This is a genomic window from Allosaccharopolyspora coralli (assembly GCF_009664835.1).
GTDB lineage: Bacteria > Actinomycetota > Actinomycetes > Mycobacteriales > Pseudonocardiaceae > Allosaccharopolyspora > Allosaccharopolyspora coralli.
In genome coordinates this window covers 1,848,165-1,863,211 of the sequence record NZ_CP045929.1, presented here as the reverse complement: position 1 = coordinate 1,863,211, position 15,047 = coordinate 1,848,165, and the positions used below count along the sequence as shown (strand labels likewise).

Sequence of the window (15,047 nt, the reverse complement as noted above, 5' to 3'; positions counted from 1 at the left end):
TCTCTCGCGATTCGTCATCCCTGCTGTACGCACTTCTCGTACAGGCCGGGCAGCCTCCTGTCCGGGTCGTAGCGCTGCTTGAGCGCGTCCTGCACGGGCTTGTTGTAGAGCCGCCAGAACTCGTCCTCGTCGTAGTACGACGTCGAGTACAGCGACTTGTGGCCGTCCAGTTCGGACACCCGTTGTTCGATGAGCCGGTTGTAGTGGCCGAATTCCTGCCCCGCGCGCAACGGCGCGCTGGACCAGAAGCCGACGTTGACGTACAGCGTCTCCGGATCCATCGGGTACAGCGGCCACCCCGCCGGATCCCGCAACCGCACCGGGCACAGCCAGACGGGACTGATCCCGATCTCGCGATGGAAGAAGTCGAGGAATTCGGCGACCCGATCGACGGGCACCTCGACGTCCTGCACAACGGGTTCCTGGCGCGGCTGTCCGCGCCAGGACGCGAGGCGGTCGGTGAGGCCGAACCGACGGTCCCAGGCCACCACCCTGCGGTAGACGTCCGAACGCCGGTACCGGCGGGGCCACAGCGGCCGCACCATCGGGTGCTGCACACCCAACGCACGCGAGCACCAGAACCAGTCGGTGTCCCAGCGCCACAGGTAGTCGCGAATGCGGAGGTGATCGACCTCCAGCTCCTGGATCGAGCGGTAGTAGATCCGCCGACCGACGTAATCGCTGGTCGTCGGTGCCTCGTCCACCATCGTCCCGACGGTCAGGTACAGCTCGTCCGGCCCGAAGACGGTTCCGTCCAGGAAATCCGCCGTCGCGCCCTCGAACTCGCCACGAGCGCTGATCTCGGCGATCGCGGCGGCACACTCCTCGGCGGACGAGAACCGCACGTGCCGCAACCGCACGAACGGCCGCACCGGTTCGGTTTCGATCTCCAGCCGCAGCGTGTAACCGAGCGTGCCGTAGGAATTCGGGAAGCCGCGGAACAACTCCGCGTGCTCGTTGTCCTCTGTGGCGACCACGACCGACCCGTCGCCGGAGAGAATCTCCATCTCCCGCACGGATTCGTGTGGGAGTCCATTGCGGAAGGACGTGGACTCGATGCCGAGACCGGCGACCGCACCGCCGAGCGTGATCGTCTTGAGCTGTGGAACAACCCACGGCATGCGGCCGTGACGCAGCAGCGTGTCGACCACCGTCTCGTACGTCGCCATGCCGCCGACCTGCGCACGCCCGGACCCGGTGTCCACGTCGAGAACGCCGGTGAATCCGCTGACGTCGAGCCCCGCGCCGTGTTCCGGGCGACCGAACCGGAAGAGATTCGACGTGGGCTTCGCCAGCCGGACCGGGGCCGTGGCCGGAAGCTGGCGATACTGCTGCTGCACGGCTCGCACCTCGGCGGTGTGCCGACCGCCTGCGAGCGCAGCCGGGTCGATTCCCATGTCTCGACCCTAGAACCGGTTCGTGGCGAGAGCACGTCGTCCGGTCGGGCAAGTCGTGTTCTTTCGATCACCCGCGGAGGGCAGGGTCCTCGTTCGTGCGTCACTCGCAGCGCCGCAGCACCCACGCCCGTAGACCGCGGAACCCCCGCACCTTCGTCGCGCCGATCGGAGTCAGGTCGTACCGGGCGTCCTCCCGCAACGGAGCCGCCAACTCCGCGTCGACCAGCACCGTCGCCGGTTTCGCCAGCGACGTCAGCCGGCTGGCGATGTTGACCGTGGAGCCGTACACGTCACCGAAACGGCCCAGCACCGGCCCCATCGCCATCCCGATCCGCAGCGGCGGCACGTCAGTGGCCGCCGCGATCATCTCGTGGAGCCGAAGACCGATCTCGGCCGCCGCCGCCTCCGAGGGCGCGACGAACAAAACCTCGTCACCCACTGTTTTGACGATCTGCCCGTGGTTCTGCGCGACGACTCGGGTGGCGAGGTCCTCGAACTCGTCGATGAGCCTGCCGAGTTCGATCTCGCTGAAGTCCCGGATGAGCCGCGTGTAGCCGACCAGGTCGGCGAACCCCACCACCTGGGTGTGCACCTGCGTGCGCGGATCGTTTCGGGTGAGCTCACGGGACGCGGCAGCGGCCAGGTGACGCCGCCACACGTACTCCTGCAGCCTGCCCATCACCGGCACGACGGCTTCGGCGAACTCGGCGGTGGTCTGCCGGTCCGTGGCGAACGTCTCGCCGAGTACCGACCGGAAGATGTCGAGCTGCCAGTCCGCGAGTCGCGCCATCGTGCGCGCCAGCGACCGCGCTACCGCGGTCTCCATCTCCGGGGTGATGACCTCCGCCGAGACGAGCTGTACGAGCATCCGTAGCGCGTCCACGTCGGCGTCGGTGAACGCCACCTCGTCGTCGGCGACATGGGCGAACCCCATCGCCTGCCACAGCTGTTCGGCCCGGCTCAGCTCGACTTCGGCAACACGGGCGACCTCTGCCTTCGTGTAACGCGGGGCGTCACCGAGCAGGACTCGGTGGACCCCGCCGGGATCGGCCCGGGTCCGCCCGGAGTCATCGGTCCGTTCGGACAACGAGCACATCGCAGTCGGCGCGGCGGGACACTTCGGAGGGCACCGAGCCGAGAATGCGTCCCTTGATGGTGTTCAGCCCGCGACTGCCGATCACGAGCAGGTCGGCCTGGTCGGATTCGGCGGCCTCGGTCAGCGCGTTGATCGGCGCACCGACGACCGAGGTCGTGTCGATGTCCGTGGCGCCGACGGCTCTGGCCTTCTCGGCCGCTTCGCGCAGCGTCTGCTCCGCGGGAGCCGAGCCGATCACCTGGAACGCCTCGTCCCCGAGCTGGTCCTGGGCCTGCTGGACCTCTCGGTCGTTACTGGGGTAGTACGCGCAGACCACGAGCAGCCGTGCGGAAGCGTCCCGCGCGACCTCGGCGGCACGGACGACGGCGCGGAACGACGGCGGCGAGCCGTCGGTTCCGACGACGACGGTGCGGTAGCTCGACATCGACTCTCACTCTCTCCACATCGGGCGGCGACCACGATGCCAGATCGCTGCACCGGCATCGCTCGTGGTGAAACCGCGAGATGTGAACATTAACGACGGGGACGTCCGCTCGTCACGGATCGAGCCGTGTTCGTGCCCAGCCTGGGACCTGTGCACCCTGCGTGACCCGCGACGACCGCGCGGTGTGAACCGACCGGGAACGAGAGACTCGCAGATGGGAACGTCCGCGTGCGGCGTCCCGTCCTCTCGATTCGTCCGATCTCGCCGATTAGCTTCGAACCTCACGAACACCTGCCGGGTTGTCCGGCACCGATGAGGGAGACATCCCATGAAGCTCGGCGGAGATGCCGTGCGCCGCGTGCTGGCCGTTGCCGCCGCGACGGCCACGATCACGCTCACCACTGCCGCCACGTCGCCCACGACCGCTCCGGTGGAACAAGCCTCCGAGGCGATCCCGGGCAACTACATCGTGCGGCTCGCCGACGACCCCGTTCCCTCGGTGGCGACCGCTGCCGCAGATCTGGCCGCCCGTTACGGCGGCGAGGTCGGCTTCACCTACGAGTCGGCGCTGCGTGGCTTCTCGGTTCGTGATCTGACGGAGCACGCTGCCGCACGCCTCGCCGCGGACCCGACTGTCGCCGCGGTGTCGCAGGACGGGGTCGCTCGCGGAACCGGCGTGCAGGAGAACCCGCCGTCCTGGGGCCTCGACCGCGTCGACCAAGAGGATCTCCCCCTCGACGCGCGCTACACGTACGAGAACACCGCCGAGGACGTCGCGATCTACAACCTCGACAGCGGAATTCGCCCCAGCCATCGGGATTTCGCCGACCGCATCGTGATGGGACCGGACTTCGTCGCCGACGGACAGGACGGCGTGGACTGTCACGGGCACGGGACCCACACCGCCGGGACCTCGGCGGGCACGACGTTCGGTGTCGCGAAGGGCGCCGCGCTGCACTCCGTGCGGGTGCTGGGTTGTGACAACGCCGCACCCGACTCGGTGATCATCGCCGGGCTGGACTGGGTGGCAGCCGAGGCCTCGGAGCGACCCGCGGTGGTGAACTTCAGCATCTACACCGACACCAAGCACGTCGCCGACAAGGCGGTACGGGGCGTGATCGACTCCGGCGTGGCATTCGTCGTCGCGGCGGGCAACGCCGATATCGACGCCTGCGAGTCCGGACCGGCGCACTTGCCGGAAGCGATCACCGTGGGCGCCACCGACGAGCACGACCGTCGCGCCGAGTTCTCCAACTGGGGCCCGTGTCTCGACCTGTTCGCGCCCGGCGTGCGAATCGACTCCGCCGGGCACGAGGCTGACGACGGGGTCACGACGATGCAGGGCACCTCGATGGCCGCCCCGCACGTGACGGGCGCCGTCGCCCTGTACCTGGCCGAGCACCCGGAGGCCGAGCAGGCCGAGGTGGAGGCCGCGCTCGTCGAGCGCGCCACCGAGGACACGGTTCAGGACGCGAAGCCGGGCAGTCCCGACCTCTTCCTCAACGCCCACGCCATGGCCCACTGATCCCACATCCAGAGAACATCCTTTCGTGTACCACCCCCTCTACCTGCACCGTTCGCCTTAGTGAAGGCAAATTCGCGCGAATTTGCCACCTCAGCGGTGCAGGATGAGGCGGAGTTGGAGGTGGAGGCTGAGGCGTTCGGTGGGGTCCGTGAGGTCCAGGTCGCCGATCTCACCGGCTCGGCGAACGCGGTGTCGCACGGTGTTCGGGTGCACGTTCAGCCGCTCGCTCGCCTGCCGGACGTCGCCGAACGCCTCCAGGAACGCCAGCAGGGAGACACCGAGATCGGTGCCGTGCTCGTGGTCGTGTGCGACGAGAGCACGCACCCGCGGATCCCGGATCCGCTCGTGCGACCGCAGCAGCCCGAGGACCTCCCCGACGAGCACCTGGGACCGCACATCGTCGATGGTCGCCACCGTCGTCTCGTCGTCGAGCACGTCGAGGATGCGGTCCGCTTCGGTGCGCGAGTCCGCCGCGTCCTCCAACGTCCGAACCGGTGAGCCGACGCCCGCCTTCACCCGTGAGCGCAGATGCTGGCCCGCAGCGTCGACCATCTCGCGCGTCCACCCGACCACCGGCGATCCGGCCGCGCGCGCGGGCAGGTCCGGCAACAGCACGTAGACGCGGGAGCCGATCGTCGTCACGAGCGCACTGCGCCGATAGGCCGCCGCGTGTACCGAGATCAGCCCGGTCATCTCCGAACGCAACAGCTCGATCTCCGAGCGGTCCGGCTCGCCCGGGCCGCCGGGGCGCAGCGTGAACGCGACCACCGCACACGACCGTGCGGCGTGCGCGCCGATGTCCCCGGCCACCGACGCCGCGTCCACCCGGCCGTCGAGCAGCCCGGTGAGCAGGTTCTCCCGGAAGCGCGGGACGCCGCCGGTCTCCGTTCGCTGTCGGATGAGCTGCAGCGCGGCCACCCGGGCCGCCCCGAGCAGGGCACGTTCGCCACGTTCCGACAGCGGAGAACGTCCCTCCTGCACCCAGATGACCCCGAGCGGCTGGTCGCCGACGTGAATGCCGACCGCCATCCGACGCCGTATGCCGAGTTCGGGACGCTCGTCCACTTCGACGACGTCGTCGCCGGCACGGAGTCGTTCGTAGACACCCCATTCGCGCAGCTTCTCCAGGTACGACTCCGGGCCCCGGCGTCCGAGAATCGACAGTCGGCGGAGTTCGTCGACCTCGTCGTCGGTGCGCGAGTACGCCAGCACCCGGGCCGCCGTGTCCTCGATGGTGACGATTCCGTCGGTCATGGCCGCGACGGTCTGCGCGAGCGAGAACAGATCCCCTGGCGCGTCGGAGTCGTCGGCGCCGGCCGTGGCGAGTGCGTTACCGACGGCCGCGCGGGCGAACGCTTCGAGCCGCTCCCACCGCACGTCCGGGCCGACGCCGAGCAGCGCGATGCCGTGGTCGCGGGCGGTATCGCGCAGTAGCGCGGTGTCCCTGGCGCCGCCTGCTGTGCCGTTGTCGACCTTGACGGCGACGACACTCGCGCCACTGTCCGCCGCTGCGCGCACCAGCGGCACCGCCGCACGCCCTCGAGCGCCGATCACGAGGACCACGTCGCCCGCGCGCGTGCCCTGGCTCTCGTCCGGGTCGACAATGACGACATCCCGCACGGCGACGTCGAAACCGCGCGGGGCCGCGAGCACGTCGACCAGAGGTTCACCGACGGCCACGAGGAGCTGGCTCAGTGGGACGTCCGGACCGCGAACCGCATCCGGATCCGCCTCGAACGCGGACCCGGACCGTTGTTCGTTCGCACCATGCATCAGGGATCACACTATCCGATCGAACAACGCACAGGGGGTGACCAGCTCTTACTCTGCGAGGTACGCCGTTGCACACCGCCCGCGCCCCACCGGCCGGGTCATCGCTGAGGGAGGCGATCAGTCCCATGGACGCCGTCACATCGGTTCCGGTCCCGTACAACGAACCGGTCAAGGGCTACGTACCAGGCTCCACCGAGCGGGAGACGCTGCAGAAGCGCATCGCCGAGCTCGAGTCGGATCGCACGGAGTTGACGTCGACGATCGCAGGCAAGGAGCGGATGGCCGGCGGCGATTCGTTCGACGTCGTCCAGCCGCACAAGCACGCGCACGTCCTGGGGACCTCGGCACAGGCCACGCATCAAGACGTGTCCGACGCGGTGCAGGCGGCCAAGGACGCCGCCGAACAGTGGGCGAACACGCCGTTCGACGAGCGCGCGGCGGTGATCCTGCGTGCGGCCGACCTGCTGGCCGGCCCATGGCGGGACACGATCAACGGCGCCACGATCCTGGGCCAGTCGAAGTCGGTGCAGCAGGCCGAGATCGACGCGGCCTGCGAGTTCATCGACTTCCTGCGCTTCAACGTCTCCTACGCGCGGCAGATCATGGCCGAACAGCCGAACTCGGTGGCCGGCGAGTGGAATCGCATGGAGTACCGCCCGCTGGATGGCTTCGTCACCGCGATCACGCCGTTCAACTTCACCGCCATCGCGGGAAACCTGCCCACAGCGCCCGCGTTGATGGGCAACACCGTGGTCTGGAAGCCGACGCCGTCGCAGCAGCTCGCGGCGCACTACACGATGCGGATGTTCGAGGCCGCGGGCATGCCGCCCGGCGTGATCAACATGGTCACCGGCGACGGCCAGGCCGTCAGCGACGTCGCGCTGCGCGACCCGGGCCTGGCGGGGCTGCACTTCACCGGCTCCACGGCGACGTTCAAGAAGCTCTGGCGGACCGTCGGCGAGAACATCGACACCTACACCTCGTACCCGCGGATCGTCGGTGAGTCCGGCGGCAAGGACTTCATCGTCGTGCACCCGTCGGCGGACGCGCGCGCACTGCCGACCGCGTTCGTGCGTGGTGCGTTCGAATACCAGGGCCAGAAGTGCTCCGCGGCCTCGCGTGCCTACGTGCCCCGCTCGATCTGGGAGTCCGGGTTCCGCGAGGAGCTGGCCGATCTGGCCCGCAGCATCACCTTCGGCGACGTCACCGACTTCTCCTACTTCGGTGGTGCGGTCATCGACTCCCGCGCGTTCGCCAAGCACAAGAAGGCACTCGAGCGCGCCAAGCACGAGACCTCGCTGGAGGTCCTCGTCGGCGGCGGCTACGACGACTCCGTGGGCTATTTCGTGGAGCCGACGGTGCTCGTGGGCAGCGACCCGACCGACGAGGTCTTCACCACCGAGTACTTCGGTCCGATCATCGCCGTGCACGTCTACGACGACGACAAATACTCGGAGATCCTCGACGTCGTCGACTCGTCGAGCCCGTACGCGCTGACCGGTGCGGTCTTCGCCGCCGACCGCTCCGCGATCGACCTGGCGCACCAGAAGTTGCGGCACGCGGCCGGGAACTTCTACGTCAACGACAAGCCGACCGGCTCGATCGTCTCCCGCCAGCCCTTCGGCGGCAGCCGCGCGTCGGGCACCAACGACAAGGCCGGCTCGCTGTTCAACATCGTGCGCTGGACCAGCCCGCGGGCGATCAAGGAAACCTTCGTCGCCCCCACCCGGCACACCTACCCCCACATGGGTTGACACCCGGAGCGTCCACATCGGACGCTCCGGGTCCGCTCGTAGCACCGTCGACGAAGACCAGCCCGCACACCCTCTACAAGGAGAGCTCCATGCTCCGCTTGCCGTTGCTCGCCGCCGCCCGGTCGACCTCGATGCGGCGACTCGTGGAGGGCAATCCCCTCACCCGCTCCGTGGTGAACCGGTTCGTCGCGGGCGTGACCACACAGGACGCGCTGGAAGCGACTCGGAACCTGCACGAGCAGGGCCTGCACATCACGCTGGACCATCTCGGGGAAGACACCCTCGACCGTGGCCAGGCGGTGACCACGACACGGGCTTACCGGGAAGTACTGTCCGGATTGGACGAAGCTGGGCTGGCCGACCGCGCCGAGGTCTCGGTCAAGCTCTCGGCCATCGGCCACACCCTCTCGACGGACGGCGACAAGATCGCGCTCGACAATGCGCGCCAGATCTGCGAAGCAGCGTCGGCGGCGGGAACGACCGTCACGATCGACATGGAGGACCACAGCGCCACGGATTCCACTTTGGACATCGTGTCGAACCTGCGGGTCGACTACCCGTGGGTCGGTGCGGTGGTGCAGGCGTACCTGCGCCGCACCGAGGGCGATTGCCGTGACCTGGCGACCGCCGGCTCGCGGGTTCGGCTGTGCAAGGGCGCGTACGCGGAGCCGGAGTCGGTCGCGTTCCAGGACACCTCCGAGGTCGACCGTTCGTACGTGCGATGCCTCAAGGTCCTCATGCGGGGCGACGGATACCCGATGGTCGCCACGCACGACCCGCGAATGGTGCAGGTCGCCGGAGAACTCGCCTCGAACGCCGGACGCACACCGGAGAACTTCGAGTACCAGATGCTCTTCGGCATCCGCCCAGACGCCCAGGAGCGGCTGGTCTCCGAGGGTAACCGGATGCGGGTGTACCTTCCGTACGGCGACGAGTGGTACGGCTACTTCATGCGGCGCCTCGCCGAGCGCCCCGCCAATCTCGCCTTCTTCGCGCGCGCACTGCTCACCCGAGGCTGACCGGCGGTCCCGAACACGCACCTTGCACGTCACGCAGTGCGGGCTTGTGAATCCGCTGCTGTTACCCGGAAAACGGGTGGACACCCGTCGGAGAATCACTGCGGCACCCTACGCAGAGAACGAAAGGACGGCGTATGGCGCTCAGCGTGGACGAGATCGAGCGTTTCGTCACAGAGGGTTTCGTCAAGGTCGAAGGCGCCTTCCCGGACGACGTCGGCGAGCGCTGCCGCTCGGAGCTATGGGAAGCCACCGGCTGCGATCCGGACGACCGCACCACGTGGACCCAGCCGGTGGTCCGGCTCGGTGGCTACTCCACAGCGCCGTTCCGCGAGGCCGCGCGAGCACCCGTTCTGCACGAGGCGTACGACCAACTCGTCGGTGCGGGACGTTGGATTCCGATGGACGGCCTGGGCACGTTTCCGGTCCGCTTCCCGAGCCCGGACGACCCTGGCGACGCCGGCTGGCACGTGGAGGCGAGTTTCGCCGGGCCGCAGGGCGAGAACCGGCTGAACCTGCGCTCCCGGAATCGGGCGTTGCTCGTGCTGTTCCTGTTCTCCGAGGTGGGCCCGGACGAGGCTCCGACCCGGGTCCGAATCGGATCACACCACGACGTGCCTCGGTTTCTGGAACCCGGCGGTGAGGACGGCCGCGAGTGGATGTCGCTGTGTTCGGAGGCCGTACCCGCCACCGAACACCGCCCGGAGGCACTCGCGACCGGCTCGCTCGGCGACGTGTACCTCTGCCACCCGTTCCTGGTGCACGCCGCGCAACCACACCACGGGACGGTGCCCCGTTTCATGGCGCAACCTCCGCTGCACGCAGCGGAGCCGCTCGACCTGAACGCCGACCACCCCAGCCCGGTCACCAGGCCGATCGTCGACGCCCTGTAGAGGCGTGAGTCTTTTTGGTTGCTATGACCACTAAAAAGGCTCACGCCTCGGAAGCCGCACGCGTGCCGAATGCGACGATCGCGGGCATCGGATTGAAGGCGCCCGCGAGCGGGTATCCCACTACCGTCCAGTTTTGCCTTGCAACGGAGGTTGTACGTGGCCGACGACCGCACCGTTTCCCTCCCCACGGGGACGAGGATGCCCGCACTCGGGCTCGGCACGTGGGGGTGGGGCGAGAAGTCCGACCGCCGCGACGAGGAGGTCCGCGCCGTGAACACGGCGCTCGACCTGGGTATGACACTGGTGGACACCGCCGAGATGTACGGCGACGGCGCCTCCGAGGAGCTCGTGGGCGAGGCATTGTCGACGCGTCGGGACGAGGCGTTCGTGGTGACCAAGGTGCTCCCCCACAACGCCAGCAGGCAGGGCACCATCGACGCCTGTCGTCGCAGTCTGCGGCGACTGCGCACCGACCACATCGACCTGTTCCTGTTGCACTGGCCAGGCTCGTATCCGCTTGTCGACACGGTGGAGGCGTTCGGCCACCTCATCGACGCCGGCGACATCCGCCACTGGGGCGTGAGCAACTTCGACGTGGCGGACCTCACCGACCTCCGCGACACCCCCGATGGCCGGGGCGTCGCGACGAACCAGGTTCTCTACAACCTCACCCGGCGCGGCATCGAGTACGACCTGCTTCCCTGGTGCGCCCGCCAAGGTCTGCCGGTCATGGCGTACTCGCCGATCGAGCAGGGACGCATCCCCGACTCGGCGGTGCTGCAGGAGGTCGCCGAACGGCACGGCGTCGGTATCCAGTGCGTCGCACTGGCTTGGCTGCTGCGGCACGACAACGTCTGCGCCATCCCGAGTGCGCGCAGTGCGGATCACCTCAGGGACAATGCCGCGGCGTGGGACGTGGAACTGTCCCAGCAGGACTTCGACCGCATCGACGAAGCGTTTCCCGCCCCGACCGAGGCCCGCCCCCTCGACATTCGCTGAGGGTGCAATTGGGAACTGGCGTTTGTGCCTGTAGGGCACGGACATACGCGATCAGCGTCGGCAAGGCGAGGAGCTCCGGCGTTCGGAGTTCGTGCCCGGCAAGGCAAGGGGTCTCGCCGCGTACACCCGGATACTCAAGAGGACCCCAACGCCGCGAGGCACGAACTGGCGGCGGTACCGGACCACCCACCCAAGTTCCACACTGCCCTCTGACGGACGTCACGTCACCGGATGCCGATCCAGTTCGCGGAGCCGTCGCTCGAGGGTCTCGAGAGGACCGGTGTCGGCGAAGAAGTCCTCGTGCTCCACGATCTTTCCCCAACGGAGACGCCCGAGGAGCACCGCGCGGTTGTCGTAGAGACGTTGGCCCCGCGGCCCGAGGGCATGGTCGTCGAAACGGGCGAGCAACGTCATCCGCCACGGTGGGCCGGACGCGTGCAGCTCGGTGATCTCGCCGAACAGCCCGGCCGCCGTAAACTCCCGCAAGAAGCGCTCGATCGCCGTCTTTCCGCGGTGTTCCCCGGACCACCGGTGGTCGCCGACGGGAAACCGCAGGATCGCGTCGTCGGCGTAGGCTGCCAGCATCGGTCGGTGGTCCCCCGCGTTGAGCTTGTCCAGGTCCGATCGCACCTTCCTCGCGATCAGATGCGGGAGCGCAGCGCGCGCCCCGAGGGCGAGCGCACCTCCCGCGACCACGGCTAGTGAGGACGACAGTCGCATCCTTCGACAGTACGGACCGTGCGGCGCGAGGCAACGACATGTCACCGCCGCGTAGGGGCGCTCGCGACCAACGCACCGCTCGGTGTCGACCGTGCGCACCACCGCGGGGGCAAAGCGGACGTTCGTGTCGTCGGCGACGGGCCCGTCGTTACCGACCCGAGCTGTGACGCTGCACGCACTGTCTACCGATAGACAACGACGTGTCCTGCCTGTTTACTTCTAAACAGCGGCGAGATCCGCCGATGGCACGCCCCAGACCAGACCTGCACCGGCGCGGCGCGGGGCCTTCTCGAAAGGCTCTGATCATGGCTTCCTACTACACGGACCCGACCACCGGGCAGCGCGTCAAGATCGAAAAGACGCACCGGTTCCGCAACTTCGTGGTCATCCCCGCTCTCGGCCTGCTCGCTGTGATCGTCGTCGCCGCCGCGGCCGGAGCCGGTGGCTCGACCTCCGCGTCCGCAGGGAACGGATCGGCCCCCGAGGCGGTCGCCGCCAGCTCGTCGGGCGGCCACGTCGTCCGGTACGAGATTACCGGCGGCGGCGAGGGCATGATCACCTTCACCACCGACTCCAACATGTCGCACTCCCAGTCGACCGAGTCCCTGCCCTGGTCGACCGAGATCACCATGGAGGACACGTTCTTCGCTCCCGTCTCGGTCTCCGCGACCCGCAGCTACCAGGGCGGCACCGGACCACTCGGCTGCACCATCCTGGTCGACGGCGAAGTGATCAGCGAGAACCACTCCTCCGGCGGCGAGTTCGCCACCGTGTCCTGCCACAGCACGCTCGAATGAGGACAGTGCGCGAGCCCGCGCCGTCGCCCGGCGCGGGCTCGCGCACCAAGAAGGGATTCCCCGTGTTCGACTCCGAATCCGAAGCACTCGCCCGGCTCGACGAGTTGCGTGAACAACGGGCCGCCGCCAAACGGGCCGCCGCATCGATTCTCGAGGAGCTCAAGGCTGCCCTCCGCGCAGCCGGCGCGCTGCGGATCGACGGCGTTGCGATCAACCGTTCGGTGTTGATCGAGCACTCCGGACTGTCCCGACGCACGGCCTACCAGATCCTCGACGCCCTCGAACCCGAAGCGTCGTCCGCCGTGAACATCCAGCCCCACCATGATCTCAACGGAGAAGATCGGCGCGCCAACGGCCGACCTCGCTGAACCATGACGACCACCGGCGTGTCGGCGCTTTCCGAGGTGACTCGGACGGGACTGAGGGCGCCTCACACGTCTGTGCCGCCTCGTCACGTTCCGCATGCATCGTGCCTTCGCTCATCGCTACCTCCGCCCGTTCCGTGGCTGACGACTCCACGCTGCCGGGACGCACGACGTAGGACAAGTGACGATACCTACGCCAGGATGTAGCGTTCCTGTACGGTTTGGTCCGTGCTGGACACGCGACGAATGCAGATCCTGCGAGCGGTGGTGACCAGTGGTTCAGTCACCACCGCCGCCACCAACCTCGGCTACACCCCCTCGGCGATCAGTCAGCAGCTCGCGGTGCTCGAACGGGAAGCCGGCGTACCGCTGCTGGAGAAGGCCGGACGGGGGGTTCGCGCCACCGAGGCGGGCGTTCTGGTCGCCGAACAAGCCGGTTCGATTGCGAAGATCCTCGCCGACACCACGGCCGAACTCGCGGCGTTGCGCACCGGCGCGTCCGGCAGGCTCCGCATTCGCTGGTGCGCCAGCGGTGGTGACGCACTCATCCCCCGCGCCCTCACCGCCTACCGCGCCCGCAGGCCGTCGATGCGGATCGAACCGTGCCTCAGTGCCGCACCGGCACGCGAAGTACAGGACGGCGAGGCCGACCTTGCCGTCCTCGCCGCAGCCCCGAACGACCCGGCTCCCACCGGGCTGCACCTGTTCCCGCTGCTCGACGACCCGTTTCGTGCGGTGCTGCCCGCAGACCACGCGCTCGCCGAGCACGAACTCCTGGATCTCGCCCAGCTCGCCGAGGAGCCGTGGGTGTCCATGCAAGCGCACGCCGTTCCGGACGCGTGTGAACAAGCGGTCTTCGACGCGTGCTCGGCAGCGGGATTCGAACCGAACGTCGCCGTCCGCACCGACGACTTCCTGACCGCGCAGGGTTTCGTCGCCTCGGGTTTCGGCGTGCGGCTGGCCTCGCGTCTCGCCCTGCGCATCGCCGGCGGCGACGGGGTGGCCGTGCGCCCGGTGCAGCGCCCGGAACCGAGCCTCTGCCTCTCGTTGGCGGTGCGTGACTCCCGAGCGAGCGAGCCCGTGATCACCGAACTCCTCGACGACCTTCACACGGCCGTCGAGGAGTTCGCCTGAGTCAGGCGTTCACCGGGAAGCGCAGCACGGCACCGACACCGTCCTGCAGGTTCGTCCCGGGCTCGACCAGGTGGAACGTACTGTTGATGTCGGCGCAGGTCTTGATCAGAAAGGCTTCCCGGGACGCCGAACGCCCGGGCTCGAACAACAGCGTCCCCACGGCACCCATCTCGGCGGCCTTCGCCACCGCATCGCCGCCCTGCGCGCCGGTGCCGTGCGCGGTGGCCTCGTGGAACTTGCCGGTACGCTCCTGCATTCGGGTCTGTGCGACCTCGCCTGCGATGCGCAGCAGCTCGTCGGTCAGTGCCTCCTCGGAGTTCTGGTCCTCACCCGCGCCGCGATCGGTCTCCACCGCCGTGTCGTGGATCTCGGACGGAAGCTCGTCCTTCACCGCGGTCCGTGCCTGGACTTCGCCTGCGAGCACCACCACGTCGGGCCGGACCTTCGACGCGGTCGTCTGCACGTGCTCGGCGATGTCCTTCGCGTTGCGTCGCAACGCCTCGTCGGCACGACGCTGGATCCGGCTGTGCGAGAGCGCCTGGCCACGGGGCTTGTGCGGGCCCTCCAGGGACGAGCCCTCGACCGCGGACTCACCGACGGTCCGCGGTTCGTGTTGCTCGGCCACGACCTCCGTGCGCACCTGCGCACCATTCTGGTCCGCGACCACCACGACCATGCGCACCGCGGCGGTGGCCTCACGCAGATACGCGCCGAGTTCGGGAAGCACGGTCCAGTACGCCGTGTCCCCCGCACCGAGTGCGGCGTCCCAGGGCTCGTCGAGAACGACACCCTCCGGCGTGGCCACTACCACGCGACCGTTCGCCTGTCCCTCGCCCGACTCAGCACTCAGTAGTGTCGATTCGAGCGCTTCGACCGCCTCCGACCGCGCGTCCTCGGCTTCGAGCTGCTCCCGCAACGCCTTCCAGCGCAACCGCAGCTGGCTCGGTGCGTCCTCACTGGGCGACCGGCCTTCCAGGTAGACCGTGGCGAACGGGCCCTCGTGCTGCTGGACCGGCTTCAGTACGGACAACTCCATCGTGTCCTCCCGTCGTCTCGTCGCGGTCTTCTCAACCGGGGCCGTACCCAGACAGGAGGCGACTCAAACCTGCCGTTCGACGATCCCGTCGAGAGTCCGATGAGGACACTCCGACAAG

General features: G+C 68.6%; 14 protein-coding genes. 8 read left to right on the top strand and 6 right to left on the bottom strand.

Features of this window, described 5'->3' with window-relative positions; translation table 11 throughout:
- Window positions 1–14: 14 nt before the first annotated feature.
- From GIY23_RS08870 to GIY23_RS08860, 3 genes are all read right to left on the bottom strand, one after another.
- Window positions 15–1,397 (bottom strand): FAD-binding oxidoreductase, encoded by a 1,383-nt coding sequence (locus GIY23_RS08870; protein ID WP_154076209.1) that lies wholly within the window; start codon window positions 1,395–1,397, stop codon window positions 15–17.
- 100 nt (window positions 1,398–1,497) lie between these two features.
- Window positions 1,498–2,484, bottom strand: coding sequence for an adenylate/guanylate cyclase domain-containing protein (locus tag GIY23_RS08865; RefSeq protein WP_228717625.1), 987 nt, complete (start codon window positions 2,482–2,484; stop codon window positions 1,498–1,500).
- Window positions 2,465–2,917 carry a universal stress protein gene (locus tag GIY23_RS08860; RefSeq protein ID WP_154076207.1) on the bottom strand — a complete coding sequence of 151 codons (453 nt, stop codon included), beginning with the start codon at window positions 2,915–2,917 and terminating at the stop codon, window positions 2,465–2,467. The genes GIY23_RS08865 and GIY23_RS08860 overlap by 20 nt, the downstream gene beginning before the upstream one ends.
- Before the next feature lie 328 nt (window positions 2,918–3,245).
- Between GIY23_RS08860 and GIY23_RS08855 the strand changes: the two genes are divergently transcribed.
- On the top strand, window positions 3,246–4,442 hold the full coding sequence (locus GIY23_RS08855) for a S8 family peptidase (protein WP_154076206.1): 1,197 nt from the start codon (window positions 3,246–3,248) through the stop codon (window positions 4,440–4,442).
- A gap of 90 nt (window positions 4,443–4,532) precedes the next feature.
- Here the strand turns inward: GIY23_RS08855 and GIY23_RS08850 are convergent, their stop codons facing one another.
- On the bottom strand, window positions 4,533–6,215 hold the full coding sequence (locus GIY23_RS08850; RefSeq protein WP_154076205.1) for a helix-turn-helix domain-containing protein: 1,683 nt from the start codon (window positions 6,213–6,215) through the stop codon (window positions 4,533–4,535).
- 125 nt (window positions 6,216–6,340) lie between these two features.
- Between GIY23_RS08850 and pruA the strand changes: the two genes are divergently transcribed.
- The 4 genes from pruA to GIY23_RS08830 all read left to right on the top strand — a co-directional run bounded on the left by pruA (window position 6,341) and on the right by GIY23_RS08830 (window position 10,877).
- Complete coding sequence (gene pruA, locus GIY23_RS08845; protein ID WP_154076204.1) at window positions 6,341–7,969, top strand: L-glutamate gamma-semialdehyde dehydrogenase; 1,629 nt, start codon at window positions 6,341–6,343, stop codon at window positions 7,967–7,969.
- A gap of 89 nt (window positions 7,970–8,058) precedes the next feature.
- Entirely contained in the window at window positions 8,059–8,988 is a 930-nt protein-coding gene (locus GIY23_RS08840) for a proline dehydrogenase family protein (RefSeq protein WP_154076203.1), read from the top strand.
- Between the two features lie 134 nt (window positions 8,989–9,122).
- Window positions 9,123–9,878: a phytanoyl-CoA dioxygenase family protein gene (locus tag GIY23_RS08835; RefSeq protein ID WP_154076202.1), complete on the top strand. Its 756-nt coding sequence runs from the start codon at window positions 9,123–9,125 to the stop codon at window positions 9,876–9,878.
- A gap of 156 nt (window positions 9,879–10,034) precedes the next feature.
- Window positions 10,035–10,877 (top strand): aldo/keto reductase, encoded by an 843-nt coding sequence (locus GIY23_RS08830; RefSeq protein ID WP_323847489.1) that lies wholly within the window; start codon window positions 10,035–10,037, stop codon window positions 10,875–10,877.
- Window positions 10,878–11,096: 219 nt separating this feature from the next.
- Here the strand turns inward: GIY23_RS08830 and GIY23_RS08825 are convergent, their stop codons facing one another.
- Entirely contained in the window at window positions 11,097–11,597 is a 501-nt protein-coding gene (locus tag GIY23_RS08825; protein WP_154076201.1) for a nuclear transport factor 2 family protein, read from the bottom strand.
- Between the two features lie 305 nt (window positions 11,598–11,902).
- On the opposite strand from GIY23_RS08825, the gene GIY23_RS08820 reads away from it, so the two are divergent.
- The 3 genes from GIY23_RS08820 (at window position 11,903) to GIY23_RS08810 (ending at window position 13,893) form a co-directional block, all read left to right on the top strand.
- Window positions 11,903–12,394, top strand: coding sequence for an MmpS family transport accessory protein (locus GIY23_RS08820; protein ID WP_187352069.1), 492 nt, complete (start codon window positions 11,903–11,905; stop codon window positions 12,392–12,394).
- Window positions 12,391–12,762 carry a hypothetical protein gene (locus tag GIY23_RS08815; RefSeq protein ID WP_154076199.1) on the top strand — a complete coding sequence of 124 codons (372 nt, stop codon included), beginning with the start codon at window positions 12,391–12,393 and terminating at the stop codon, window positions 12,760–12,762. Before GIY23_RS08820 ends, GIY23_RS08815 begins: the two co-directional genes overlap by 4 nt.
- Window positions 12,763–12,987: 225 nt before the next feature.
- Window positions 12,988–13,893 (top strand): LysR family transcriptional regulator, encoded by a 906-nt coding sequence (locus GIY23_RS08810; protein WP_228717624.1) that lies wholly within the window; start codon window positions 12,988–12,990, stop codon window positions 13,891–13,893.
- 1 nt (window position 13,894) lies between these two features.
- Here the strand turns inward: GIY23_RS08810 and GIY23_RS08805 are convergent, their stop codons facing one another.
- On the bottom strand, window positions 13,895–14,929 hold the full coding sequence (locus tag GIY23_RS08805) for a baeRF2 domain-containing protein (RefSeq protein ID WP_154076198.1): 1,035 nt from the start codon (window positions 14,927–14,929) through the stop codon (window positions 13,895–13,897).
- Window positions 14,930–15,047 lie beyond the last annotated feature (118 nt).